The sequence below is a fragment of the Pseudomonas sp. Teo4 genome (genome assembly GCF_034387475.1).
In the GTDB taxonomy this organism is placed as follows: domain Bacteria; phylum Pseudomonadota; class Gammaproteobacteria; order Pseudomonadales; family Pseudomonadaceae; genus Aquipseudomonas.
On sequence record NZ_JAXCIL010000001.1, the window covers coordinates 3,124,483 to 3,149,789 of the forward strand.

Below are 25,307 nucleotides of genomic sequence, written 5' to 3' on the forward strand. Positions count from 1 at the left end.
GCTGGGGGCCTTCATCGCAAGGAGACAACTCATGCCTCGCTTCGCTGCCAACCTGTCCATGCTGTTCACCGAACAGGACTTCCTGGCCCGCTTCAAGGCTGCCGCCGACGCTGGTTTCAGCGGTGTCGAATACCTCTTCCCGTACGACTTCAGCGCAGCTGAAATCAAGCAACAGCTTGACGCTCACGGCCTGACCCAGGTGCTGTTCAACCTGCCCGCAGGCGATTGGGCCAAAGGCGAGCGTGGCATCACCTGCCACCCCGACCGCGTCGAAGAGTTCCGCGCCGGTGTCGACAAGGCCATCGAATACGCCAAGGTCCTGGGCAACACCCAGGTCAACGCCCTGGCCGGCATTCGCCCGCAAGGCCTGGACTGCGCCACCGTGCGCAAGACCTTCGTCGAAAACCTGCGCTACGCGGCTGACAAGCTCAAGGCCGCCGGTATTCGCCTGGTCATGGAAATGATCAACACCCGCGACATCCCGGGCTTCTACCTGAACACCACCCAGCAAGCGCTGGAGATTCAGGCTGAAGTGGGCAGCGACAACCTGTTCCTGCAGTACGACATCTACCACATGCAGATCATGGAAGGTGACCTGGCCCGCACCATGGAAGCCAACCTGAAGCTGATCAACCACATTCAGCTGGCTGACAACCCAGGCCGCCACGAGCCAGGCACCGGTGAAATCAACTACCGCTTCCTGTTCGAACACCTGGACCGCATCGGCTACCAGGGCTGGGTGGGCGCGGAGTACAAGCCGCTGACCACCACCGAAGCGGGTCTGGGCTGGCTGAAGACCCACAACGCAATCTGATCGATCCTCTGTGGATGCTGGGGGCTGCATTGCAGCCCATCGCAGGCTTCGCCAGCTCCTACAGAAACAGCCCCGGTGGGAGCTGGCGAAGCCTGCGATGGGCCGCAAAGCGGCCCCAATTAGCCCGCACACATTGCAGCGCCTGAACTGAACAAAATTAAAGAGGCACATTCTCATGGCTAAAATCGGTTTCCTCGGCACCGGCATCATGGGCAAACCCATGGCCCAGAACCTGCAGAAAGCAGGTCACAGCATCTTCGTTTCCACTCACCACGACGCAGCGCCAGCCGACCTGATCGCCGCAGGCGCAGTCGCCCTGGCCAACCCGAAGGAAGTGGCCCAGGAAGCTGAATTCATCATCGTCATGGTCCCGGACACCCCGCAGGTCGAGAGCGTCCTGTTCGGTGAGAACGGCGTTGCCGAAGGCGTTGGCCCGAACAAGGTCGTGATCGACATGAGCTCGATCTCCCCTACCGCCACCAAAGCCTTCGCCGAGAAGATCAAGGCCACCGGCGCTGCCTACCTGGATGCCCCGGTATCCGGCGGTGAAGTCGGCGCCAAGGCCGCGACCCTGAGCATCATGGTCGGTGGCTGCCCGAAAGCCTTCGAACGCGCCCTGCCGCTGTTCGAAGCCATGGGCAAGAACATCACCCGCGTCGGTGGCAACGGCGATGGCCAGACCGCCAAGGTCGCCAACCAGATCATCGTCGCCCTGAACATCCAGGCAGTCGGTGAAGCCCTGCTGTTCGCCGCCAAGAACGGCGCCGACCCAGCCAAGGTGCGTGAAGCCCTGATGGGCGGCTTCGCGTCCTCGAAGATTCTGGAAGTGCACGCCGAGCGCATGATCAAAGGCACCTTCGACCCAGGCTTCCGCATCAACCTGCACCAGAAAGACCTGAACCTGGCCCTGCAAGGCGCCAAGGAGCTGGGCATCAACCTGCCCAACACCTCCAACGCCCAGCAAGTGTTCAGCACCTGCGTGGCGCTGGGCGGCGGCAACTGGGACCACTCGGCGCTGATCAAAGGCCTGGAGCACATGGCCAACTTCTCGATCCGCGACGACAAGTAAGCCTGTACCGGCCTCTTCGCGGGTAAACCCGCTCCCACAGGTATTCCGCAGGCCTGAGGGCAGCAGTAATCCTGTGGGAGCGGGTTTACCCGCGAAGAATCCAACACTGATTGACCTGCGACCACAGGTTCAACAGTGGTACCGAGCAACACCCGCCCCTGGTTCGGCCTGCACGGAGGCAGTTCCAGGGGCGTTTTCGATTCTGCAGAACAAAAACAATTGGGAGCCTGCCATGTCGGTCGATCCGCAAAAAATTCTCCGCGAGCTGTTCGACACAGCCATCGCTGCCGCCCACCCCCGCCAAGTCCTCGAACCCTACCTGCCCGCCGACCGTAGCGGCCGGGTCATCGTCATTGGCGCCGGCAAGGCCGCAGCCGCCATGGCCGAAGTGGTCGAGAAAAGCTGGCAGGGCGAAGTCTCCGGTCTCGTCGTCACCCGCTATGGTCATGGCGCCAACTGCCAGAAGATCGAGGTGGTCGAAGCCGCCCACCCGGTACCCGATGCCGCTGGCCTGGCCGTGGCCAAGCGCGTGCTCGATCTGGTCAGCAACCTGACTGAACAAGACCGCGTCATCTTCCTGCTGTCCGGCGGTGGCTCTGCCCTGCTGGCCCTGCCGGCCGAAGGCCTGACCCTGGCCGACAAGCAACAGATCAACAAAGCACTGCTGAAATCCGGCGCCACCATCGGCGAGATGAACTGTGTGCGCAAGCACCTCTCGGCGATCAAGGGCGGCCGCCTGGCCAAGGCCTGCTGGCCAGCCACCGTCTACACCTACGCGATTTCGGACGTGCCGGGCGACCTGGCCACGGTCATCGCCTCTGGCCCCACCGTTGCCGACCCAAGCACCTCGGCCGATGCGCTGGCAATCATCAAGCGCTACAACATCGATGCGCCGAAAGCGGTCATCGACTGGCTCAACAACCCAGCCTCGGAAACCGTCAAGGCCGATGACCCGGCCCTGGCCCGCAGCCACTTCCAGCTGATCGCCAAACCCCAGCAATCGTTGGAAGCCGCCGCCGTCAAAGCCCGCCAAGCCGGTTTCAGCCCGCTGATCCTCGGCGACCTGGAAGGCGAGTCGCGCGAAGTGGCCAAGGTGCATGCCGGCATCGCCCGGCAGATCGTCCAGCACGGCCAACCGCTCAAGGCACCCTGCGTGATCCTGTCCGGCGGCGAGACCACCGTGACCGTGCGCGGCAATGGCCGTGGCGGGCGCAACGCCGAGTTCCTGCTCAGCCTCACCGAAAGCCTCAAGGGCCTGCCGGGCGTCCATGCCCTGGCCGGTGACACCGACGGCATCGATGGCTCGGAGGAGAACGCTGGCGCCTTCATGACCCCGGACAGCTACGCCCGTGCCGAAGCGCTGGGCCTGTCCGCCAGCGATGAGCTGGACAACAACAACGGCTACGGCTATTTCGCCGCGCTGGATGCGCTGATCGTCACCGAGCCGACCCGCACCAACGTCAACGACTTCCGCGCCATCCTCATCCTTGAGACTGCCCAATCATGACGCCTGATAAAAAAGTCAAAATCCTCGCCACCCTCGGCCCTGCGATCAAAGGCATCGACGACATTCGCCAACTGGTCGAGGCCGGCGTGAACATCTTCCGCCTCAACTTCAGCCACGGCGAGCATGCCGACCACGCCCTGCGCTATCAGTGGATTCGTGAAGTCGAGCAACAGCTGAACTACCCGCTGGGCATCCTCATGGACCTGCAAGGCCCGAAACTGCGCGTAGGCCGGTTCGCCGAAGGCAAGGTTCAGCTGCAACGCGGCCAGGCCCTGCGCCTGGACCTGGACAAGACACCGGGCGACAGCCGCCGGGTCAACCTGCCGCACCCAGAGATCATCGCCGCACTGGAACCTGGCATGGACCTGCTGCTGGACGACGGCAAGCTGCGCCTGCGCGTTACCGCCAAGCACAGCGATGCCATCGACACCGAAGTGCTGGCCGGTGGTGAGCTGTCCGACCGCAAGGGTGTGAACGTACCGCAAGCGGTGCTCGACCTTTCCCCGCTCACCGAGAAAGACCGCCGCGACCTGGCCTTCGGCCTGGAACTGGGTGTGGACTGGGTGGCCCTGTCGTTCGTGCAGCGCCCTGAAGACATCGTCGAAGCACGCCAGCTGATCGGCGACCGTGCCTACCTGATGGCGAAGATTGAAAAACCGTCGGCGGTCGAGCAGTTGCAGGCCATTGCCGAGCTGTCCGACGCCATCATGGTGGCCCGTGGCGACCTGGGTGTGGAAGTACCGGCCGAAAGCGTGCCGCAAATCCAGAAACGCATCATCGGCACCTGCCGTCAGCTGGGCAAACCGGTGGTGGTGGCCACCCAGATGCTCGAATCCATGCGCTTCTCCCCGGCCCCGACCCGCGCCGAGGTCACCGACGTGGCCAACGCCGTGGCCGAAGGTGCTGATGCAGTGATGCTGTCGGCCGAGACTGCCTCCGGCGACTACCCGCTGGAAGCCGTGCAGATGATGAGCAAGATCATCCGCCAGGTGGAGAACGGCCCGGACTACCAGGCTCAGCTCGACGTTGGCCGTCCGAAAGCCGAAGCGACCGTGTCGGATGCCATCAGCTGCGCGATCCGTCGCATCAGCGGCATCCTGCCGGTGGCGGTACTGGTCAACTACAGCGAGTCGGGCGCCTCGACCCTGCGCGCTGCACGCGAGCGGCCACGGGCACCGATTCTCAACCTGACGCCAAACCTCAACACCGCTCGCCGCCTGAGCGTGGCCTGGGGCGTGCACTCGGTGGTCAACGACCGCCTGCGTCAGGTGGACGAGGTGGTTTCCACTGCCTTGGAGATTGCCCAGGCGCAAGGCATGGCCAGCCGTGGCGACACGCTGCTGATCACGGCCGGTGTGCCTTTCGGCAAGCCAGGCTCGACTAATACGCTGCGGATCGAGACCTTGATCTAGTTTTTGGGGCCGCTCTGCGGCCCATCGCCGGCTTCGCCAGCTCCCACGGATACTCACACCATACCCGTGGGAGCTGGCGAAGCCGGCGATGGAGGGCAACGCCCTCCCCCATTCACTGATGTAACAGAACTGCGGAAAACCGAGGCCCAAAAGAGGCCCACCGCTCCCCCATCAACCTCACTGACTGCCCATGTACACCAAAAATTTCGTCAACCCGTGCCCCGACTGGGCCACGGCGTTACTCAACGGTTTCAGCCAAGTGCTGCTGCTGCGCAACCCCCTGTGCGGCCTTTGCTGCCTGCTGGCCATCCTGCTCACCGCCCCCAACCTGGTCGGCGGCGCCCTGCTCGGTGCCCTCGCCGGCCTGTTGACCGCGCAGCGGCGCGGCTATGAGCGGGCGGACCGCCAGGCCGGGCTGTACTGCTACAACGGCGTGCTGATCGGCATTCTGATCAGCGTCGTATTGCCCTGGTCGGCAATCATGCCACCGCTGATCATCGCGGCGGGTGGGCTTTCCAGCATCATCACCCACCAGTGGCGCAAGCGTGGTGGCAAGTTGTTGATCGCCTATACGGCGCCCTTCGTGCTGCTTGGCTGGGCCACTCTGCTGGTAGCAGAGCCGTCAGCCAATGGCTTTGTCGAAGCCGACCCGGTCTTTGCTCTGCTGCGGGGTGTGGGCCAGATCTTCCTGTTGGACAAACCCTTGGCCGGGCTGCTGATTGTCATCGGTATGTACGTCGCCAACCCCTATGCCGCCACCTGGGCGGTGATCGGCTCAGTGATCGGAGGTGGTGTGGCGTTGCTGGCCGGTGAGGCACAGGCTGCGTGGATGGGGTTGTATGGCTTCAATGCGGCGTTGGCTGCGCTGGCGTTCAGTCGTCAGGGTGAAAAGCCCTGGGTTACGCTACTGGCCATTGCCCTTGCCCTGCTGCTGCAGCCACTGTTCAACCTACTGCCGATTGCAGGCCTCACTGCCCCCTTTGTCGTCGCGTGCTGGTTGATGCACTTGGGCAACCACCTGACACAACGCAACCCACACCACCACGTGCGTCGCTTGCACAGCTGAAACGCACCCCCTAGGCTCAATCCATTGCACAGCGGAATGAGCCCATGACTACCCCTTCGAGCTTGCGCGAGCAGCTCTACATCATCGTCTTCCAGACCGACACCAAGGCTGGAAGACGCTTCGACAAGATCCTCCTGCTGATCATCCTCGCCAGCCTGGTCACGGTAATCCTCGACAGCATCGACGAGGTGCACCAAGGCTACGCCGGCCTGCTCGCCATCATCGAATGGGGCTTCACGGCGATCTTCCTGGCCGAGTACATCACCCGCCTGTACTGCTCGCCCAAGCCCATGCGCTACGCCTTCAGCTTCTACGGCCTGGTCGACCTGCTGGCGATCGTGCCGGGGATCATCGCGCTGTACTACAGCGATGCGCAGTACCTGCTGATCATCCGGGTGATCCGGATGCTGCGGATATTCCGCGTGCTCAAGCTCAGCCCCTACCTGAAGCAGGCCCATTACCTGATGGAGGCGCTGCGCGGCAGCAAGCAGAAGATCATCGTGTTTCTGGTCAGCGTGTCGACCCTGGTTACGGTGTTCGGCACCTTGATGTACGTGATCGAAGGCCCGGAGCATGGCTTCACCAGCATTCCCAAGGGCATCTACTGGGCCATCGTTACCCTGACCACCGTGGGCTTCGGCGATATCGTGCCGAAAACCCCGCTGGGCCAGGTGCTGTCGTCGCTGGTGATGATTACCGGTTACTCGATCATCGCCGTGCCAACCGGGATTTTCACTGCCGAGCTGGCCAATGCCATGCGCGGGGAGCAGTTGCAGCACGACTGCCCGACCTGCAGCAAGAAAAGCCATGAGCATGGGGCGGCGTTCTGCTCCAGGTGTGGGAATGTGTTGTTTCCCAAACAATAGTGGTGTCAGTACTGGCCCTATCGCCGGCAAGCCGGCTCCCACAGGTTTCACCACAGGCCTGTGGAAGCAACTGTCTTGAGTTGCCTGTACCGGCGCCATCGCCGGCAAGCCGGCTCCTACAGGTACTGCAATGATCTTGAGAACGTCGCGGTCCATGTGGGAGCCGGCTTGCCGGCGATAGGGCGCGCATGGCCAACGGCATAACCAAAGTGTTTTTTGTTCTTTAACCCGCTCAATGCCAGCCGCTATAGTCGCTGGCAAACTGCCCGCAAACTTTCAAGAACAAGGAAGCATCGTGAAGAAACTCTTCAGCGCCTCGCTGCTCGCCGCAGGCCTGGCCCTCGGCAACCTCGCCCAAGCCGCCCCCACCCTGCTCAACGTTTCCTACGACGTGATGCGCGACTTCTACAAGGACTACAACCCAGCGTTCCAGAAGCACTGGGAAGCCGAGCACAAAGAAAAGGTCAATGTACAAATGTCGTTCGGCGGCTCCAGCAAGCAGGCGCGTGCCGTGATCGATGGCCTGCCAGCCGATGTCATCACCATGAACATGGCCACCGACATCAACGCCCTGGCCGACAACGGCAAACTGGTACCGGACAACTGGGTGACCCGCCTGCCGAACAACAGCGCGCCGTTCACCTCGGCCACCGTGTTCATCGTGCGCAAGGGCAACCCGAAGGCCCTGAAAGACTGGCCAGACTTGCTCAAGGACGGCGTGCAGGTGATCGTGCCCAACCCCAAGACCTCGGGTAACGGCCGCTACACCTACCTGTCAGCGTGGGGTTATGTGCTCAAACAAGGCGGTGATGAAGCCAAGGCCCGCGATTTCGTCGGCAAGCTGTTCAAGCAGGCACCCGTGCTCGACACCGGTGGACGCGCCGCCACCACCACCTTCATGACCAACCAGATTGGCGACGTGCTGGTGACCTTCGAGAACGAAGCCGAGATGATCGCCCGCGAGTTCGGCCGCGACCAGTTCGAAGTGGTTTACCCAAGCGTGTCAGCCGAAGCCGAGCCACCTGTCAGCGTGGTCGACAAGGTGGTGGCGAAAAAAGGTACCCAGGCGGCCGCCGAGGAATACCTCAAGTACCTGTGGTCGCCAGCGGCTCAGGAAATTGCTGCACAGAACTACCTGCGTCCACGTGACCCAGCCGTGCTGGCCAAGTACACCGACCGTTTCCCGAAAGTCGACTTCCTCTCGGTGGAGAAGACCTTTGGCGACTGGCGTACCGTGCAAAAGACTCACTTCAATGACGGTGGCGTGTTCGACCAGATCTACAGCGGCCAGTGAATCTCTGTACGCCACCGCAACCATGATCATTGGCACACGCTTCCCGGTTAAATGAGCGTCAGCCACTGCCCACCATGGCTCCTGTCATTTCAGGAGCCATGGATATGTACCGCACGAACCGCTTTACCTCCCTCCCCGCCAAAGCGGCCTTGCTCGTCCTTACCAGCTGCGCCTGGCAAACAGCCGCAGCAAATTTGGTGCACCCGGGAATTCTCGTAGACCGCGCGCAATTGCAATACGTCAAAGCCCGTTTGCATCAGCAGCCCTGGCAACAAGCGTTTCAACAGGCCAAGGACAGTGTCTGGGCCAACAAAGCCTATCAACCCAAACCTTGGCACACGGTCGAGTGCGGTTCCTACTCCAAGCCCAACTATGGCTGCTCCGACGAAACCAACGATGCCGCAGCCGCCTACACGCAGGCATTGCTCTGGTCATATACCGGCGAAACAGTGTACGCAGAAAATGTTCGACGCATTCTCAATGCCTGGGCTAACACGCTGGCCGGTGGCCACACCAACAGCAACGGCCCGCTACAGGCAGCCTGGTCGGCCACGCAGTTTTCCCGAGCGCTGGAAATCACCAAATACAGTTACGCACAATGGCCAAAAGCAGAACAGGACAAAGTGGCCCAGATGCTGGTCACTCAGTATCGCCCCAATATCCTGCGGATGTTCACCCCAGGAGCTGGGTCAACGTGCCACAACAAGAACTGGCACGCCTCAGGCATCGAGGCGCTGATGAGCATCGGTATCGTCACCGATAACAGGCAATGGATGGAGGACGCTATCCAGCGCTGGAGAAGCCTCGTGCCTGCCTACATCTACCTCCCGACAGATGGCTGGCGGCCCGTCGATGCCACATGGTGCACACGTTCCGACAGCCGGATCGCTGCACATTGGCATTCACCCAAAGCCTTCGTCACGGGCCTGAGCCAAGAAACCTGTCGCGACCTAGCGCACACCGCGATGGGCCTGGCAGCCATCGTCAATGTCGCAGAAACAGCCCGACTGCAAGGCATCGACCTGTACGCCGAACAGCAGTACCGAATCATTCGCGCCCTCGAATTGCACAGCAGCCATCAGAACGGGAACCTCACCCGTCAGCTCTGCAGTGCACCCCTCAAAGCAACGATCAACGGCACCTTTGAAATCGCCTACAACCACTACGCACTACGCCGGGGTATCCGTATGCCCGAAACCCAGACCTTCCTGGCCAAGTCGCGCCCCATGCCGGGAGGTTTTCATCTTCGCTGGGAAACACTGACACACGGCCTGACAGGAACCAGGCAACGGGGTAACTAACGCGGCTGCCCGTGATCCAGTCACTTCTGCTGGAACACCAGTGCCTTCAACCCACCCGCCGGGTCCACATCCGGAAACTCCGGCGGGTTTTCCAACCGCTCCACGAAAGCCAACCCTGGCGCCTGCTCCGCCATCCCCTGAATGAGAAACTCCGGCCCGATACCTGGGTCGTTCACACAGGCCAGCACCGTCCCACCCTCGGTCAACAGCTCCGGCAAACGCCGCAGGATCTTCGCGTAATCCTGGGTCAGCACGAAACTGCCCCTCTGGAAAGTCGGTGGATCAATGATGATCAGGTCGTAAGGCCCGTACTTGCGCACCTTGCCCCACGACTTGAACAGCTCATGCCCCAAGTAGGCGACGCGCGACGCGTCATGCCCATTGAGGCGGTGGTTGTCGCGGCCACGGGACAACGCCGACTTGGCCATGTCCAGGTTCACCACCTGCTCCGCGCCGCCAGCAATGGCCGCCACCGAAAAACCACAGGTGTAGGCAAACAGGTTCAGCACCCGCTTGCCGGCCGACTGCTCACGCACCCAGCGACGGCCGTAGCGCATGTCGAGGAACAGGCCATTGTTCTGCCGTACACCCAGGTCGAGCAGGTAGGTCAAGCCATCCTCGATCACCTCACGCTGCTGGCAAGGTTCGCCCACCAGCCACTGCCCAGGGCTGTCCGGCAGGTAGCGGTGTTGAATGAGCATGGCCTGGCCCGTCCATTGCGGGCGCTCGGCAAGTGCTTTGAGCATGGCCTCCAGTTCGGCGAGCTGGCCCTCGGGCGGTTCGCGAAACAGCGCCACCGACAACACGCCTTGCAGCCAGTCGACCGTGATCTGCTCCAGGCCTGGCCAGCAGCGACCACGGCCATGGAACAGGCGGCGGGTTTCCTGAGGGGCGGGGTCCAAGGCAGTGAGCAGATGCTGTTCGAGGGTGTGGATCGGCGAGGTCATGGCGGGTTCGAGGATAAAAGGGAGGCATTGTACGCTGAAGAGGCCACTGTGTGGCCTCACACTTCTTTGACCAACGCCGGTTTCCGGCGCCACCACCAGCCCTGCTGCATGCCTGCCGCCGCCAGCAAAATCAGCGCCACGCCCAACCATTGCAGCGGCGCGAGACGATGCCCGAAGGCCATCCAATCAACCAGAATCGCCGCAATCGGATAGACGAACGACAGCGCCCCGGTCAACGCCGTCGGCAGACGCTGGATTGCGCTGTACAGCAGCACATACATCACCCCCGTGTGAATGACACCCAGCGTCACCAGGCTACCCAGCGCCGAGGGTCCATCTGGCAAACCGCCCAACTGCACCCAGGGCGCCAGCAGCAACACCCCGGTGGCCACCTGGATCAGGGCGATCAGGTGTGGCGGCGTTCCACTCAGGCGTTTGATGATCAACGCGGCGATGGCATAAAGGAATGCGGCGCCCAATGCCAGGGCGATGCCCAGCAGGTAATCACTACCACTGGCCTGCCCTGCACCATGTGCACTGACGATGGCCAACATGCCCAGGAACGCCACGCTCAGCCAGGTCACCTTGGGCAAGGTGATTTTTTCACCGAGAAACAGCGCCGCCAGCCCCACCAGCATGAACGGCTGCACGTTGTACACCGCCGTGCCGATGGCGATGGAGGCCCGGGAATAGGATGCGAACAACAACACCCAGTTGCCAACAATGGCCACACCACTGGCAATCGCCAGCAGGAACGCGGTCCGGCTGATGACACCGGGTTTGAGGAAGCCGAATGCAGCGCAAATCAACAGCAAGGTGCCGGTGCCGAACACGCAGCGCCAGAACACCACCTCCAACACAGGTTGCCCGGACACCAGTACGAACCAGCCAATGGTCCCCGAGATCAGCATGGCAGCGAGCATTTCCAGCGAACCACGGCGCAGTGAACTGTCCATCTCACACCTCCTGTAGACGATGGCAACAGTATGCAGAGGGTGCCCATCGACCTTCCAGCGGATATCAAAGGTAAAAACAGCGGCCTACCTTTACTATCAAGGCAAACAACCATAACAACCTAACGAGGCGAACATGACCGATGCCATCGACCAACTGCTGATCAATGCCTTGATGGAGGACTCACGCCGCTCGCTCAAGGCACTGGCGCAGATCAGCGGCCTGTCCGCCCCCAGCGTCAGTGAGCGCCTGCGGCGCCTCGAAGAACGCGGCGTGTTGCGCGGTTACACCGTGGATGTCGACCCGCGAAGCTTCGGCTACCAGTTGCAGGCCATCGTGCGTATTCGGCCGCTACCGGGGCAGTTGCAGGAGGTAGAGCGACAGATCATCGCAATTCCCGAGTTCACCGAATGCGACAAGGTCACCGGCGAGGACTGCTTCATCGCCCGGCTGCACGTGCGCTCGATGGAGCAGCTCGACACCTTGCTCGACCGCATCAACGTACTGGCCGAGACCAATACCGCGATCATCAAGAAAAGCCCGGTGAAACGCCGGTTGCCGCCGATGGATTGAGCCCGCGAACACCAGCCAGCCCACAAAAAATCCTGACTATTTTTTGTACACAAGAATGTAACCTTAGGTGCCATTTTTGTGTGCACTTTCTTAAGTAACGCCCCAATACGTTACACAGCGTCGCCAACTAAATTTGACCTGAAAATCAACTAAATGAGTTCCAAAAATTTAAACCTGTTCAAATGGTCAAGTTATAACAGTTTAATTTCATGAAGTTACATTCCAACTAAGTCTATTCCAAAAAGCATCCTGCACTACGCTGCGCTTTACCTGGCATGGAACTCGCTTTTGTGTGTTCGTGTTTTGTATACAAACCAAACAAAACATAAATACACAAAAGCCCGCGACGCCGGTCCAAAACCGGACGCCGCGCCCAGAACCCAGTGATGCCAACGCTGCACCGACGAGATGGCGAGCCCGTGCGCATGCCCGCTCATCGCAGTTCGCGCGCATCAGGAGCCTGCCGGAATGAGTACCAGCCTCGACCTTGCCCCTGAACTATCCGTTGCCAGCGCCAACCCCTCTTCCACCCTTGCCGGTACCGCGCCGGCCATCGAACTGAGCCCACGCCTGCATAACCGCGACCTGGCCCCGACCCGAATCGAAGGTCGGCGCTGGGGTGGTTACAGTATCTTCGCGTTGTGGACAAACGATGTGCACAACATTGCCAACTATTCCTTCGCCATGGGCTTGTTCGCCCTCGGCCTGGGTGGCTGGCAGATTCTGTTGTCACTGGCGATCGGCGCAGCGCTGGTGTACTTCTTCATGAACCTCTCCGGCTACATGGGGCAGAAGACCGGGGTCCCCTTCCCGGTCATCAGCCGCATTGCATTCGGCATCCATGGCGCGCAGATTCCGGCGCTGATACGCGCAGTCATCGCCATCGCCTGGTTCGGCATCCAGACCTACCTGGCATCGGTGGTGCTGCGCGTGCTGCTCACGGCGGTATGGCCGCAAGTGGCCACCTACGACCACGACAGCATCCTCGGTCTGTCGAGCTTGGGCTGGGTGTGCTTCGTGGCGATCTGGCTGGTACAACTGGTGATCCTCGCCTACGGCATGGAGATGGTGCGCCGCTACGAGGCCTTCGCCGGCCCGGTGATCCTGCTCACCGTGGCCAGCCTGGCGGTGTTCATGTACTTCAAGGCCGACGCACGCATTGCCTGGTCGGTGGCCGAACCGCTGTCCGGCTATGAGATGTGGCGCAACATCTTCGCCGGCGGTGCCCTGTGGCTGGCGATCTACGGCACCCTGGTGCTGAACTTCTGCGATTTCGCCCGCTCTTCGCCATGCCGCAAGACGATCCGCGTCGGCAATTTCTGGGGCCTGCCGGTGAACATCCTGGTGTTCGCCGCCATCACCGTGGTGCTGTGCGGTGCGCAGTTCCAGATCAACGGCCAGATCATCGACAGCCCCACGCAGATCGTCGCCAGCATTCCCAGCACCCCGTTCCTGGTACTCGGTTGCCTGGCGTTCCTGATCGTCACCGTGGCGGTGAACATCATGGCCAACTTCGTCGCCCCGGCGTTCGTGCTCAGCAACCTGGCACCGCGCCACCTGAACTTCCGCCGCGCAGGGCTGATCAGTGCCACCCTGGCGGTGCTGATCCTGCCGTGGAACCTGTACAACAGCCCGCTGGTGATCGTGTACTTCCTGTCTGGCCTCGGCGCCCTGCTCGGCCCGCTGTACGGCGTGATCATGGCCGACTACTGGTTGCTGCGCAAAGGCCGCATCAACGTACCGGAGCTGTACAGCGAGAACCCGACTGCCGCCTACCACTACAGCAAAGGCATCAACCTGCGCGCCGTAGCCGCGTTCGCACCGGCGGCGTTGCTGGCCATCGTCCTGGCCCTGGTGCCCAACTTCCATGGCATAGCGCCGTTCTCCTGGCTGATCGGTGCCGGTATCGCCGCCGCGCTCTATCTGCTGATCGCGCCGCGCAATGGCCAATACCACGATGTCAGCGGTGAGTGCATCGCCGTCGACCACAGCAGCCACTGATCAAGGAGGATTAACCATGCGAATTCTGATTGCCAACGTAAACACTACCGAAGCCATCACCGAGGCCATCGCCGAACAAGCCCGCAGCATGGCCTCGCCCGGTACCGAAATCGTCGGCCTCACCCCGTGGTTCGGCGCCGAGTCGGTGGAGGGCAATTTCGAAAGCTACCTGGCCGCCATTGCCGTAATGGACCGCGTGCTGGCTTACGAGGGCCCCTACGATGCGGTGATTCAGGCCGGTTACGGCGAGCATGGCCGTGAAGGCCTGCAGGAGCTGCTGAACGTGCCGGTGGTGGACATCACCGACGCCGCCGCCAGCACCGCGATGTACCTGGGCCATGCCTATTCGGTGGTCACCACCCTGGACCGCACCGTGCCACTGATCGAAGACCGCTTGAAGCTTTCCGGTCTGTACGATCGCTGCGCATCGGTGCGCGCCAGCGGCCTGGCGGTGCTGGAACTGGAAGCCGACCCACAGCGTGCGGTGGAAGCCATCGTCGACCAGGCCGAACGCGCCGTGCGCGAGGACAAGGCCGAAGTAATCTGCCTGGGCTGCGGCGGGATGGCCGGGCTCGACGAACAAATCCGCCAGCGTACCGGGGTGCCGGTGGTGGACGGTGTGAGCGCGGCGGTGACCATTGCCGAATCGCTGGTGCGGATGGGGCTCAGCACGTCCAAGGTGCGAACCTACGCCACACCGCGTGCGAAGAAGGTGGTGGGTTGGCCGATGCGGTTCGGGCGCTGACAGATCCGGGCCCGTAACTCCCATCGCCACGACAAGCCGGCTTGTACCTGTGTTGCGCTGGCCTCAGGTGCGACGCTGTACCTGTGGCCGGCTTGCCGGCGATGCAGGCAACGAGGTGCATGGCACCGGCTTCGCCGGTGATCGCCGGCAAGCCGGCTCCCACTTGGACCTCGTCAACCTTGAGATCACCGCTGTACCTGTAGGAGCCGGCTTGCCGTCGATGAGGCCGGTAAGGCAACACAAGACAGTTGCTCCCACAGGGATCGCGCCAGCTTTTAGAAATTGAGCAAGACAGTTGCTCCTAAAACTCAATTTCTGTAGGGGCCGGTGACGTCAGCACATCAACCGCGCCAACCGCTCCCCGCTACCGCAGGCCAAGGTAAAGCCCAAGGCCCCATGCCCCAGGTTCAACCACAGGTTGCGATAACGCGTTGCCCCGAGGATCGGTACCCCCGTAGGCGTCGCCGGTCGCATCCCCGCCCACTCCACCGCCCGCCCATAGTCCGCCGCCTCAGGTAACGTATTTCGAGCCAACCGAAGCATGCTCTGATACCTGCGCGCATCCACCGTTTCGTCGAAACCGACGATATCCACCATCGCCGCGACCCGCAGTTGCTCACCCAGCCGTGCGTAGACGATCTTGCGCTCGTAGTCGGTGATACTCACCTCCGGCGCCCGGTGGTTCGATGCAATGGGCGCTGTCAGGCTGTAACCCTTCAATGGGTAGATCGGCAGTTTCAACCCCGGCAATGCCAAGCCCGGGCTTCGATGCCCGGCACATAACACCAGCTGCTCCACATCCAGTTGCTCATGGCCCAGTAGCAACCCGGTCACCTCATCGTTGCGCCTGATCAACCGCGTAACCGGCCGGCCCAGTAAAAACCGACACCGCCCCGAGGCACGCAGGCGCTCGGCCAGTTGCTGGCAAAAACGATGACAATCGGCAACTTCCTCATCTTTCGTATACACACCACCGATAAAGGGCGTGCCGACCAGTGACGGCTCCAGTGCCTGAATATCTGTTGCCCCCAGCACCTGCTGGCTCACCGGGTCGAGTAGATGCTCACGCCCACGGGCAAAAGCATGCTCGCTACGAAAAGCGACCAGTTTGCCATTACGCCGCCAGGCGAAATTTCCCAGCCCATCGTCCTCGCGCCAACGTTCGAGCGTCGCCTGGCTGTGCAGGGCCAGTTCCAGCAACACTTCAGTATTTCGCCGGTTCACCGAACGCCGACAGGCCATCATGAACGCCACCAGCCAGCGCCATTGAGCCGGGTCCAGCCGCAAGCGCAGGCGTAAAGGCGACTCACCCTGAAGCAACCAGCCCAGTGCCTGCCAGGGCACACCCGCATCGGCCAGTGGCGCGACATAGCGATAGGAAAGCTGCCCGCCATTGGCAAAACTGGTGGCGCTGGCCAGGCTGTCACGCGCCTCGACAAGGTCGACCGACAAGCCCTCGCGCACCAGCGCGTAGGCCGTCGCCAGGCCGATCACCCCGCCGCCGATTATCGTTACCCGTTGGCTCATACTTCATCCCTGTCATGGCCTCCACGACCAGACAGTAACAGCGGATCAGCTACGGGCGGAAGTTGCTCAGGGCTGCACGATCGAGTCCGGCGCTGATACAGCGTCGTTAATCGTCACATCGAAGACCTGCTCGATGACCTGTTTCGGCCCTTGATTCAGGCTCCAGGTGAAAAAGACAAGAAAGCCTAACAAAAAAACGAAAAGCACTGACCCCACCAAACTCTGAATCACGCCCAACCAGAATCCCGGTTTTGCATTTCTGATTTCATTGCTGGCCTTGGCCATTCGACTGTCACTCCCTGCGCAATCGGGAGTACGCAGCCTCGAAGGCGGCCTTGATTTCGGAGCGAGTCTTTCGGGTACTGGTAACCACGCCTTCCAGTTCGCGCGGCAGCGAAATTTCCCGCTGCCCTCCGCAAGCAACAAGCATGGCGTTCGCTTCACGAACGACTCGTGCGGAAAAATGCGGTCTTATGGACATGTCGCCCTCCTTCGACAAGACAGCTGGAATCGTAGCCTTCGAATGGCAGCGGCTCAATCGGATACAGGCCAACCGCATGCGTATTCCGTTTCCGCTTCTTGTGTAGGACAGAGCCTACTCAATCATCCCGCGTCAGTACTTCCAGCAGTTCGATCTCGAAGGTAAGGTCCGAATTGGGCGGAATCGAGCCAACGCTACGCTCGCCATAGCCCAGGTGGGCCGGCACTTGCAGTTTGCGCTTGCCGCCAACGCGCATGCCCATAAGGCCCTGGTCCCAGCCCTTGATCACTCGGCCGGTACCGATGACGCACTGGAACGGCTTGCCGCGCGACCACGACGAGTCGAACTCGCTGCCGTCGGCCAGCCAGCCGGTGTATTGGGTGGTGATCAACGCGCCCTTGACCACGGCTCTGCCGTCGCCTTGCTCAAGGTCGATGATCTGCAATTCGCTGCTCATGGCATGCTCCAACGGAAATCAAAGCCGCCCTTTTCTCAGGAATGCACCGGTTTGGCAAGCGCGCGTGGCACCTCGTGCTGACGCATGGACCACAGCACCCCGCCAACCACCAGGACAATCGCGGCCCCCTCCAGCAGGCTTGGCCCGCTCTGCCGCCAAAGGAAGGCATACAACAGCGCGAACAGGGTTTCGAATACGATCAGCTGGCCACTCAGGGTTAGCGGCAGGCGTTTGGAAGCCGCATTCCACAGCGCCATGGCCAACCACGAACCGAGCACTGCGCAGCCCAGACTAGCGGCCCAGAACAGCCACCAGCGGGACATTGGTGCCTCCACCTGCAGTTGCTGCGGTTGCCACAGGGCCAGGGCAGCAACCATGAACAGGCTGGCCAACCCCGTCATCACCCCGCACAGCACCGACCACTGATGGCTGTCGAAATGGGCGCACTGCTTGAGAAAGCGACTGTTCTGCACCGCGTACCAGGTCCAGCAGGCCAGTGCGGCAAGGGCGAAACCCAGGCCCATCAGCTTGTCACCGATATCACCCGGGACAAACACGAACGTTTCCAGGTTGATGCACAAAATGCCGGCCAGGATCAGCACCAGCGGACCGATCAACCTGGTTAGCGGCACCGCACCGCTGTCATGGCGACCGCACAGGGTGATGGTCAATGGCAGCACCCCCACGATCAGCGAGGCTGGCGCCACACCCAGGCGCTGGATGGCAGCCACCAGGCAAATGAAATACAACAGGTTGCCAATCACCGCCAGGCGCAGCAGCATCCAGCCGTCGCTCAGGGTCAACTGGCGCAATTGGCGGGCCATGGGCAACGCCAGCAACAGCGAGATCACCCCGACCATCACATAGCGCACACTGCTCAATAGTATCGGGTTGAACTCCGGCAGCAGCTCCGGAACCATGAGCACCATGCCCCACAACGCGCCAGCCATGCCGGCATACATCACACCGCGTTTCACCTGACAGCTCCCCTTCGAAGATGACGCAGGCTACCGCCGGCCAGGGTTTCAGGCAAAGGATCATTGCTCATGCTGGCATTCCCTGGAGGAATGCTCAGCCGAGCTGCTCGAAGGCCTGCTCGCCGGTCAGTTCCTTGGTCTGGTTGGCGAAGCAGTACCAGGCCGGTTTCTGCTCGACGAAAATCTGCAGGTCGAAGTCCCAGGCCTCATCACCATCGAGCAGACCGACCGGCACGGCATAGAAATCGTTGGCCTTGAGCCGGTAGTACAAGTGCGTACCGCACTGGCCGCAGAAGCCGCGCTGGGCCCAGTCGGAAGAGTCATAGACGCTGGGGGCACGCCCTTCGATTTTCGGCGGCTGGCTGCAGTGCACCACCAACAGCGGCCCACCGGTCCACTTGCGGCACATGCTGCAGTGGCAGGCGCTGATATGGGTGTTGTCGACCGTGACGCTGAGGCGGGTGGCACCGCACAGGCAAGTGCCTTGTTTTTCGAGGGCCATGGGCGGGTCCTTGGGATGGGGTACGGGCTGGCAAGTATAGATGCCTGCACCGGCCTCATCGCCGGCAAGCCGGCTCCCACAGGGACGGCAGTGATCTCAAGATCTGTGCGGTCCATGTGGGAGCCGGCTTGCCGGCGATGAGGCCAGTAAAGGCAACACAAGACTGCTACTCCCACAAGATGAAGTTGTGCCTGCAGGAGCGATAAGTCTTCCCAATCAGATGAACACGCTACCCCGCAGGTAGAGCGCCGCCCGACCGCTGATAATCACCCGGCCGTTGCCCGGTACTTCACAGAACAGCTGCCCCTTGCGGGCCCCGCCCTGCTCACAGCTCAGGCTGGCCTTGCCCAGACGCTCGGCCCACAGCGGCGCCAGCGAGGTATGGGCAGAACCGGTAACCGGGTCTTCGTTGACCCCGACCCGCGGGCCGAACCAACGGGTGACGAAGTCGTAACCACGGCCCGGAGCGGTCACGGCGATGCCGCGCACATCGAAGGCCGACAGTGCAACGAAGTCCGGCTTGAGCGAATCGAGCAATGAAGCATCATCGATCATCAGCACGAAGTCGTCGCTGCGGTACAGCTGACGCGCGTCGCCAAGGCCCAGCGCCTCCAACAGGCCCTCGGGAATATCCACGGCAACTGGCTGCTTGGCCGGGAAGTCCATCGCCAGCAAGCCATCGGCGCCACGGCTGACCCGCAGTTCGCCGCTGCGGGTATTGAAGCGCAATACTTGCGCCGTCTCGCCCAGCTGCTCGAACAGCACATAGGCCGAGGCCAGGGTGGCATGACCACACAGGTCGACTTCGACCGTCGGGGTGAACCAACGCAGGTCGTAGGCTTCGCCATTGCGCACGAAGTACGCGGTTTCCGAAAGGTTGTTCTCTTCGGCAATGCGTTGGAGCACATCGTCCGGCAGCCAGCTTTCAAGCGGGATCACCGCCGCCGGGTTACCCCCGAACGGCTCAGCGGAGAAGGCATCGACCTGGAAGATCTCGAGTTGCATGCAAACACTCCTTGAGGCCCGGACAGCACCGGGCGGAATCGAAAGCGAAGGTTACGGGCGTACTGGTGTGAGCACTGGCTCGCCGGCGAAGAACGCCTGCAGGTTGCGCAGCACCAGAGTCACGGTGTCCCGCGCGGCTTCCGGCGACTGGCCGGCCACATGGGGGGTGAGCACCGTGTTGCCGAGCGCCTTGAGCGCATCGGGCACTGCCGGTTCATCGTCGAACACGTCCAGTGCGGCACCGGCGATCTGCTTGCGCTCGAGCGCCGCGACCAAGGCCTGGGTATCCACCACGCTGGCACGGGCGATATTCACCAGGTAGCCCTCGCCCCCCAACGCTTCGAGCACCTGCGCATCGACCAGGTGCCTGGTATTGGCGCCACCGGGCGTGGCGACCACCAGGATGTCCACGGCGTCGGCCAGGTGCCGCGGGCTGTCGTACCAGGTGTAGGGCACATCCGCACGTGGGGTGCGGCTGTGGTAGCTGATGTTCATGTCAAAGCCCAGGTTTGCGCGCTTGGCAATGGCTTGCCCCACCGCGCCAAGGCCGAGGATGCCCAGGCGCTTGCCGCTGACCGACGGGCTGATCACCCGCTTCCATTCGCCCCGACGGGTACTGGCGTCTGCACGCGGGATATCGCGCAGCAGCGCCAGCATCAAGGCGAGGGTGTGGTCAGCGACAGCGGCGGCATTGGCGCCGGCACCATTGGTGACGGTGATCCCACGTGCGGCGGCGGCCGCCAGGTCGACCTGCTCGTAGCCGGCACCGATCACGCAAATGATCTGCAGTTTCTGCAGCGTGTCAATCTCGGCGGCGGTCAGGCCAAGCGGACCGCGGGTGAGCACTGCGTCAATCTCATGGGCATGGCGGGTGATGGCATCGGCACGCAGTTTTGGTGAAGGGGCGCGGATCAGGCGATAGCCGGCCTTTTCGAGCAAGGGCAGGTAATCGTCGACGGTTTCCACCAGTACCAGAACTGTTTTGCTCATACCGCCTCCGGGTCAATTCGAAGGGGCATTATGCGGAGTTACCAGGCAGTACAGTCAATCAAAAAAACAGCACTGAACTGTACTGTATCGGTTGCCTGTACCGGCCTCATCGCCGGCAAGCCGGCTCCTACATGGACCGCGACGTTCTCAAGATCATTGCAGTACCTGTGGGAGCCGGCTTGCCGGCGATGAGGCCGGTACAGGCAGCGCAAGGCATGATGCCGGGTGACCTATCTTATTGGGCGAATGCTCGCCCAAGCCCTCCGGGCACACCACTGCTATCGGTTTCCTGCCACGGGCCATCCGGGCTCAGCGACCAGCTCCAGCCGCCATCCCAGCGGTAGTAGGTGCGTTGGCGATAGAAGGTATTGGGCTTCTTCTCCAGCACATACACACCCAGTTTCGGGTCCCAATGGCTGGCACCGCCAGGGGGTGGTGCGAAGCTGGCGGAGGTGCGCGGCATGGGCTTGGGTGTCGCCGCCGGCTTGCTCGGCTGGGTGGATGGCCGGCTACCCGGCAGCGGCTTGACCGCGGGGCCCTGATGCGGCGGCGGTGCAACCGGCGGCTCGGGCTGCTCGTACGGCTCGTGCACCGTACACGCAGACAAACCCAGGGCGAGGGTAATCAGGGTCAGGCGGACGGTGCTGTGCATGGCGTTGTTCTCTTACAAATCGGGGCTGTCGATGATCAGGTGCTGGGTGGCCTGGGTGCCTTTGGCCAGGGGTGCGCCCTGGCCGATCCACTCGCCGCGGGTCGGTTGACCGGCGCGTGAAACACGGGCAACCAGTTTGACTTCAGCGAAGTCCGACAGTTTCATCTGCGGCATCATCGCATCGGCGTCGGACAGCTCCACCTCGATCGGCAGCTGGGCAACCGTCACCCGCTTGGCCGCCAGCGGCATCGGCGGGCCATTGAGGGCACGGGCAAAGATGAACACCGTGTCATCGGGCTTGACCTTGTCCTTGAGCGCGGCAGCCAGTTCCACTCGCACTTTCAGCCGCGCAGCCACCGGCGCGGCCGGCTTGCCACCGAGCCGCTCGGCGGCGCGGTCGATGCCGCCCTGCAAGGCCGCGCGTGAGGCATCGCCCTCCGGCAGCAGAGCCAGCAGGCGCTGCCAGTAGTCGATAGCTTCCTGGTACCGCTCGCCCTCGAATGCGGCAATGCCACGCAGGCCCAGGCTGGTCACTTCTTTCGGGTCAGCTTGCAGTGCCTCGTCGGTGAGCGCCTGCAGTTGTGGGCTCCACTTCTTGTCGGCGGCAAAGTACAGCGCCTGAGCCCACTGCCCAAGCAGCTCGGGCTGGCGCCCGGCCAGGGCCACGGCACGTTCGAAGGTGCGCGCCGCATCGGCCGGGCGCTGCTCGGCCATGTAGGCGCGGCCCAGGAAGTACAGGCCTTCGGCAGAGTCTGGCTGTGCCTGGACGGCACGTTCCAGGCGCGTGGTCATTTCTTCCATGGTCTTGGGCGCCTCGGCGAACTCCTGGGTCAGCTCGACCTTGTCCGCTGCGCCGAAGTGCAGGTACAACCCCAAGGCCATCACCGGCACCAGCACCGCTGCCAGTAACGGCAGGGCCTTGCCCAGATGGCCTTGACGCGGCGCCTCGCCCCCTTCGGTGTCGGCCAGCAGCTCACGGGCCGCTTCGTCACGCCCAGTTGCAAATTGCGCCTCATCGAGCACGCCGGCCGCCTGCTGGGCGGCCAGTTCGGCGACCCGCTCCTGGTACAGAGCCACGTTCAATGCGGTACGGTCTTCTTCCTGCTGACGACGGCGGCCACGCAGGATCGGAATCAGCAAAAAGCCGAGGGCGGCGAGCAGCAGCAGGCCCGCACTAAGCCAGAATTCAGTCATGGGTCTGTTCTTTTTCCAGCAGTTTGGCGAGACGCTCGCGTTCTTCGACGGACAGTGCCTTGGTGCCAGCGGCGGCAGGACCACGGCGCCGACGGACGATCACCGCCAGTACCACGAAGCCACCGGCCAGCAGAATCCCAGGGCCGAACCACAGCAGCCAGGTGCGCCCGCTGAGCGCCGGCTTGTAGCGTACGAAATCACCATAGCGGTCGACCATGAAGTCGATGATCTGCTGGTTGCTCTTGCCTTCACCTAGCATGCGGAAGATCTCGCGGCGCAGGTCGGCGGCAATCGGCGCATTGGAATCGGCGATGTCCTGGTTCTGGCATTTGGGGCAGCGCAGTTCCTTGGTCAACTGCTGGTAACGCTCACGCTCTGCCTCATCGCGGAACTGGTAGGTGTCGATGGCCGCCTTGGCCACGCCGGCCAGGCTCATGCCCAGCACGGCCGCTGCCAACCAGCGCCTCATGGCTTGGCCTCATCGACCAACCCTTGGTACAGCGGCGCCAGCTGTTCACGCCAGACCGTCGCGTCGACGACACCGACGTGCTTGTAGCGGATGACGCCTTTGGCATCGATCAGGAAGGTCTCCGGCGCGCCGTACACCCCCAGGTCCAGGCCCAGTGAGCCTTGCTCGTCACGGATATCCAGCTGGTACGGGTTATGGAACTCCGCCAGCCACTTCATTGCGGCAGCGTTGTCATCCTTGTAGTTCACCCCGTAAATCACCACGCCCTGCTGGGCCAGCTGGTTCAGGTACGGGTGTTCGACCTTGCACGACGGGCACCAGGTCGCCCATACGTTGACCAACGCCGGGCGGCCAACCAGGTCGGCCTGGGTAAGGTTGCGATCGCCCTGCACCGAGGCCAGGGAAAACGCCGGGAACGGCTTGCCGATCATTGCCGAGGGCAGCTCGTCGGGCTTGAGGAACAGTCCCTTGTAGAGAAACACCGCCACCAGCAGGAACACCGCCAGTGGCACAACCATGATCCAACGCTTCATGCAGCTGCTCCAGACACGCCCAGGACATCACGCACCCGGGTCTTGACCTTGACGCGGTAGCGTCGGTCGAGGGCCGCCAGCAATCCACCCAGGCCGGTCAGCAGACCGCCCAGCCAGATCCAGCGGACATAAGGCTTGATGTGCACGCGCACGGCCCAGGCACCGTTCTCCAGCGGCTCGCCCAGGGCAACGTAGAGGTCACGGGTGAAGCCGGCATCGATACCGGCCTCGGTCATCATCGACTGCTGCACGGTGTACAGGCGTTTTTCCGGGTGCAGCGTGGTGATTTCGCGACCCTCGCGGGAGACCACCACCGTGCCTTTGTCAGAGATGAAGTTAGGGCCTTCGAAGTGCTTGGCGCCCTGGAACAGGAAGTGATAACCGCCCAGCTCGACACTCTCACCCGGCGCCATGCGCAGGTCACGCTCGGCGCTGTTGTTGCTCGACAGCACCACGCCCAGGGCGCACACCGCCAGGCCCAAGTGCGCCAGCTGCATGCCCCAGTAGCTGCGGCTCAGGCCGCGCGTGCCCTTGGCCAGGCCTTTGTGACGGGTCTTGTCGAAGATATCGCGCAGCCCGCCCAACACCACCCAGGCGGCCAGGGCGAAGGCGCTCAAGGTCGGCCAGTCGAAGTCGTCGACGATAAAGCCTGCAACCGGAGCCAGCACCGCGCTGCCGATCAGCACCGGGGTCATCATGCTGGCCAGCCATTTGCCGGGGGTGTCCTTCCAGCGCACCACCACGCCAACGGCGAGCACCACCATCAGCAAGGCCATCAGCGGCAAGAACAAGGCGTCGAAGTACGGTGGGCCGACCGAAAGCTTGGCGCCGGTCAGGGCGTCCAGTACCAGGGGGTACAAGGTACCCAGCAGAATCATCGAGGCCGCCACTACCAGGATCAGGTTGTTGGCCAGCAGCAATGTCTCGCGCGACCACAGGGCAAAGCCGACCTGGCTTTTCACCACGGGCGCACGCAGGGCGAACAGGGTCAGCGAACCGCCGACCACGAACAGCAGGAAAATCAGGATGAACACGCCTCGGGCCGGGTCGGAGGCGAAAGCATGCACCGACGTCAGCACCCCGGAACGGACCAGGAAGGTCCCCAGCAGGCTCAGCGAAAACGCGGCGATGGCCAGCAGTACCGTCCAGCTCTTGAATACACCGCGCTTTTCCGTCACCGCCAGCGAATGGATCAGCGCCGTGCCCACCAGCCAAGGCATGAACGAAGCGTTCTCCACCGGGTCCCAGAACCACCAGCCGCCCCAACCCAACTCGTAGTACGCCCACCACGAACCCAGGGTGATGCCGACGCCGAGAAACGCCCAGGCAACGATGGTCCACGGCCGCGACCAGCGTGCCCAGGCAGCATCGAGACGCCCACCCAGCAAGGCGGCAATGGCGAAGGCGAAGGCCACCGAAAAGCCCACGTAGCCCATGTACAGCATCGGCGGGTGCACGATCAGGCCGAAGTCCTGCAGCAGCGGGTTGAGGTCGCGACCATCGGTCGGCACCTGCGGCAGCAGGCGCTGGAACGGGTTGGAGGTGATGATCAGGAACGACAGGAAGCCGACGCTGATCATGCCCATTACCGCCAGCACACGGGCCAGCATCACCTGCGGCAACTGGCGCGAGAACACCGAAACGGCGAAGGTCCAGCCACCGAGAATCAGGGCCCAGAGCAACAACGAGCCTTCGTGGGCACCCCATACCGCGCTGAACTTGTAGTACCAGGGCAAGGCGCTGTTGGAGTTGCTGGCCACATAGGCGACCGAGAAATTATCGGTCAGGAAGGCGTGGGTGAGGCAGGCGAAGGCGAACGCCAGGAAGGCGAACTGCCCCCAGGCAGCCGGACGCGCCAGGCTCATCCACAGGCTGTCACCACGCCAGGCACCCAGCAGCGGCACACTGGCTTGCACGGCGGCAAAGCAGATCGCCAGGATCATCGACAATTGGCCCAGCTCGGGGATCACC

The 25,307-nt window shown here is 62.5% G+C and carries 26 protein-coding genes; 11 read left to right on the forward strand and 15 right to left on the reverse strand.

Features of this window, described 5'->3' with window-relative positions; all coding sequences use genetic code 11:
- The first annotated feature begins 31 nt into the window (after positions 1-31).
- From hyi to PspTeo4_RS13980, 8 genes are all read left to right on the forward strand, one after another.
- Entirely contained in the window at positions 32-814 is a 783-nt protein-coding gene (gene hyi, locus PspTeo4_RS13945; RefSeq protein ID WP_322364386.1) for a hydroxypyruvate isomerase, read from the forward strand.
- 175 nt (positions 815-989) lie between these two features.
- Complete coding sequence (locus PspTeo4_RS13950; protein ID WP_232856780.1) at positions 990-1,883, forward strand: 2-hydroxy-3-oxopropionate reductase; 894 nt, start codon at positions 990-992, stop codon at positions 1,881-1,883.
- 232 nt (positions 1,884-2,115) lie between these two features.
- A complete protein-coding gene (locus PspTeo4_RS13955) occupies positions 2,116-3,390 on the forward strand; it encodes a glycerate kinase (protein ID WP_322364388.1) in 1,275 nt (424 codons plus the stop codon).
- Positions 3,387-4,802 carry a pyruvate kinase gene (gene pyk / locus PspTeo4_RS13960; protein ID WP_322364390.1) on the forward strand — a complete coding sequence of 472 codons (1,416 nt, stop codon included), beginning with the start codon at positions 3,387-3,389 and terminating at the stop codon, positions 4,800-4,802. Before PspTeo4_RS13955 ends, pyk begins: the two co-directional genes overlap by 4 nt.
- Before the next feature lie 190 nt (positions 4,803-4,992).
- Complete coding sequence (locus PspTeo4_RS13965; RefSeq protein ID WP_322364391.1) at positions 4,993-5,868, forward strand: urea transporter; 876 nt, start codon at positions 4,993-4,995, stop codon at positions 5,866-5,868.
- 44 nt (positions 5,869-5,912) lie between these two features.
- Entirely contained in the window at positions 5,913-6,734 is an 822-nt protein-coding gene (locus PspTeo4_RS13970) for an ion transporter (RefSeq protein ID WP_322364392.1), read from the forward strand.
- A gap of 295 nt (positions 6,735-7,029) precedes the next feature.
- The gene (locus PspTeo4_RS13975; RefSeq protein ID WP_322364393.1) at positions 7,030-8,028 is read left to right on the forward strand and encodes a sulfate ABC transporter substrate-binding protein; all 999 of its coding nucleotides are present in this window, start codon (positions 7,030-7,032) and stop codon (positions 8,026-8,028) included.
- A gap of 104 nt (positions 8,029-8,132) precedes the next feature.
- Positions 8,133-9,329, forward strand: coding sequence for an alginate lyase family protein (locus PspTeo4_RS13980; RefSeq protein ID WP_322364394.1), 1,197 nt, complete (start codon positions 8,133-8,135; stop codon positions 9,327-9,329).
- Positions 9,330-9,349: 20 nt separating this feature from the next.
- Here the strand turns inward: PspTeo4_RS13980 and PspTeo4_RS13985 are convergent, their stop codons facing one another.
- A complete protein-coding gene (locus PspTeo4_RS13985) occupies positions 9,350-10,276 on the reverse strand; it encodes a class I SAM-dependent methyltransferase (protein WP_322364395.1) in 927 nt (308 codons plus the stop codon).
- A gap of 56 nt (positions 10,277-10,332) precedes the next feature.
- Positions 10,333-11,232 carry a DMT family transporter gene (locus PspTeo4_RS13990; RefSeq protein WP_322364396.1) on the reverse strand — a complete coding sequence of 300 codons (900 nt, stop codon included), beginning with the start codon at positions 11,230-11,232 and terminating at the stop codon, positions 10,333-10,335.
- Positions 11,233-11,365: 133 nt separating this feature from the next.
- Here PspTeo4_RS13990 and PspTeo4_RS13995 point away from each other — a divergent pair, with 133 nt between their 5' ends.
- The 3 genes from PspTeo4_RS13995 (at position 11,366) to PspTeo4_RS14005 (ending at position 14,549) form a co-directional block, all read left to right on the forward strand.
- Positions 11,366-11,803, forward strand: coding sequence for an Lrp/AsnC family transcriptional regulator (locus PspTeo4_RS13995; RefSeq protein ID WP_322364397.1), 438 nt, complete (start codon positions 11,366-11,368; stop codon positions 11,801-11,803).
- Between the two features lie 468 nt (positions 11,804-12,271).
- Positions 12,272-13,804: an NCS1 family nucleobase:cation symporter-1 gene (locus tag PspTeo4_RS14000; RefSeq protein WP_322364398.1), complete on the forward strand. Its 1,533-nt coding sequence runs from the start codon at positions 12,272-12,274 to the stop codon at positions 13,802-13,804.
- A gap of 16 nt (positions 13,805-13,820) precedes the next feature.
- A complete protein-coding gene (locus tag PspTeo4_RS14005) occupies positions 13,821-14,549 on the forward strand; it encodes an aspartate/glutamate racemase family protein (RefSeq protein ID WP_322364399.1) in 729 nt (242 codons plus the stop codon).
- A 333-nt stretch (positions 14,550-14,882) separates the two neighbouring features.
- On the opposite strand, the gene PspTeo4_RS14010 is transcribed toward PspTeo4_RS14005, so the two are convergent.
- From PspTeo4_RS14010 to PspTeo4_RS14070, 13 genes are all read right to left on the reverse strand, one after another.
- A complete protein-coding gene (locus PspTeo4_RS14010; RefSeq protein WP_322364400.1) occupies positions 14,883-16,076 on the reverse strand; it encodes a D-amino acid dehydrogenase in 1,194 nt (397 codons plus the stop codon).
- 66 nt (positions 16,077-16,142) lie between these two features.
- Positions 16,143-16,361 carry a hypothetical protein gene (locus PspTeo4_RS14015; protein ID WP_322364401.1) on the reverse strand — a complete coding sequence of 73 codons (219 nt, stop codon included), beginning with the start codon at positions 16,359-16,361 and terminating at the stop codon, positions 16,143-16,145.
- 7 nt (positions 16,362-16,368) lie between these two features.
- A complete protein-coding gene (locus PspTeo4_RS14020; protein ID WP_322364402.1) occupies positions 16,369-16,557 on the reverse strand; it encodes a hypothetical protein in 189 nt (62 codons plus the stop codon).
- Between the two features lie 118 nt (positions 16,558-16,675).
- A complete protein-coding gene (locus tag PspTeo4_RS14025; protein WP_322364403.1) occupies positions 16,676-17,014 on the reverse strand; it encodes an FKBP-type peptidyl-prolyl cis-trans isomerase in 339 nt (112 codons plus the stop codon).
- A gap of 35 nt (positions 17,015-17,049) precedes the next feature.
- Complete coding sequence (locus tag PspTeo4_RS14030; protein ID WP_322364404.1) at positions 17,050-17,991, reverse strand: DMT family transporter; 942 nt, start codon at positions 17,989-17,991, stop codon at positions 17,050-17,052.
- Between the two features lie 94 nt (positions 17,992-18,085).
- Complete coding sequence (locus PspTeo4_RS14035; protein ID WP_322364405.1) at positions 18,086-18,493, reverse strand: GFA family protein; 408 nt, start codon at positions 18,491-18,493, stop codon at positions 18,086-18,088.
- Positions 18,494-18,709: 216 nt separating this feature from the next.
- Positions 18,710-19,498: a PhzF family phenazine biosynthesis protein gene (locus tag PspTeo4_RS14040; protein WP_322364406.1), complete on the reverse strand. Its 789-nt coding sequence runs from the start codon at positions 19,496-19,498 to the stop codon at positions 18,710-18,712.
- Between the two features lie 51 nt (positions 19,499-19,549).
- Complete coding sequence (locus PspTeo4_RS14045) at positions 19,550-20,488, reverse strand: 2-hydroxyacid dehydrogenase (RefSeq protein WP_322364407.1); 939 nt, start codon at positions 20,486-20,488, stop codon at positions 19,550-19,552.
- A 235-nt stretch (positions 20,489-20,723) separates the two neighbouring features.
- Positions 20,724-21,140 carry a hypothetical protein gene (locus tag PspTeo4_RS14050; protein ID WP_322364408.1) on the reverse strand — a complete coding sequence of 139 codons (417 nt, stop codon included), beginning with the start codon at positions 21,138-21,140 and terminating at the stop codon, positions 20,724-20,726.
- 12 nt (positions 21,141-21,152) lie between these two features.
- Positions 21,153-22,334: a c-type cytochrome biogenesis protein CcmI gene (gene ccmI, locus PspTeo4_RS14055; protein WP_322364409.1), complete on the reverse strand. Its 1,182-nt coding sequence runs from the start codon at positions 22,332-22,334 to the stop codon at positions 21,153-21,155.
- Positions 22,327-22,803: a cytochrome c-type biogenesis protein gene (locus tag PspTeo4_RS14060; protein ID WP_322364410.1), complete on the reverse strand. Its 477-nt coding sequence runs from the start codon at positions 22,801-22,803 to the stop codon at positions 22,327-22,329. Before PspTeo4_RS14060 ends, ccmI begins: the two co-directional genes overlap by 8 nt.
- Positions 22,800-23,336: a DsbE family thiol:disulfide interchange protein gene (locus PspTeo4_RS14065; protein ID WP_322364411.1), complete on the reverse strand. Its 537-nt coding sequence runs from the start codon at positions 23,334-23,336 to the stop codon at positions 22,800-22,802. The genes PspTeo4_RS14060 and PspTeo4_RS14065 overlap by 4 nt, the downstream gene beginning before the upstream one ends.
- A complete protein-coding gene (locus PspTeo4_RS14070) occupies positions 23,333-25,306 on the reverse strand; it encodes a heme lyase CcmF/NrfE family subunit (protein WP_322364865.1) in 1,974 nt (657 codons plus the stop codon). The genes PspTeo4_RS14065 and PspTeo4_RS14070 overlap by 4 nt, the downstream gene beginning before the upstream one ends.
- Between the last annotated feature and the right edge of the window lies 1 nt (position 25,307).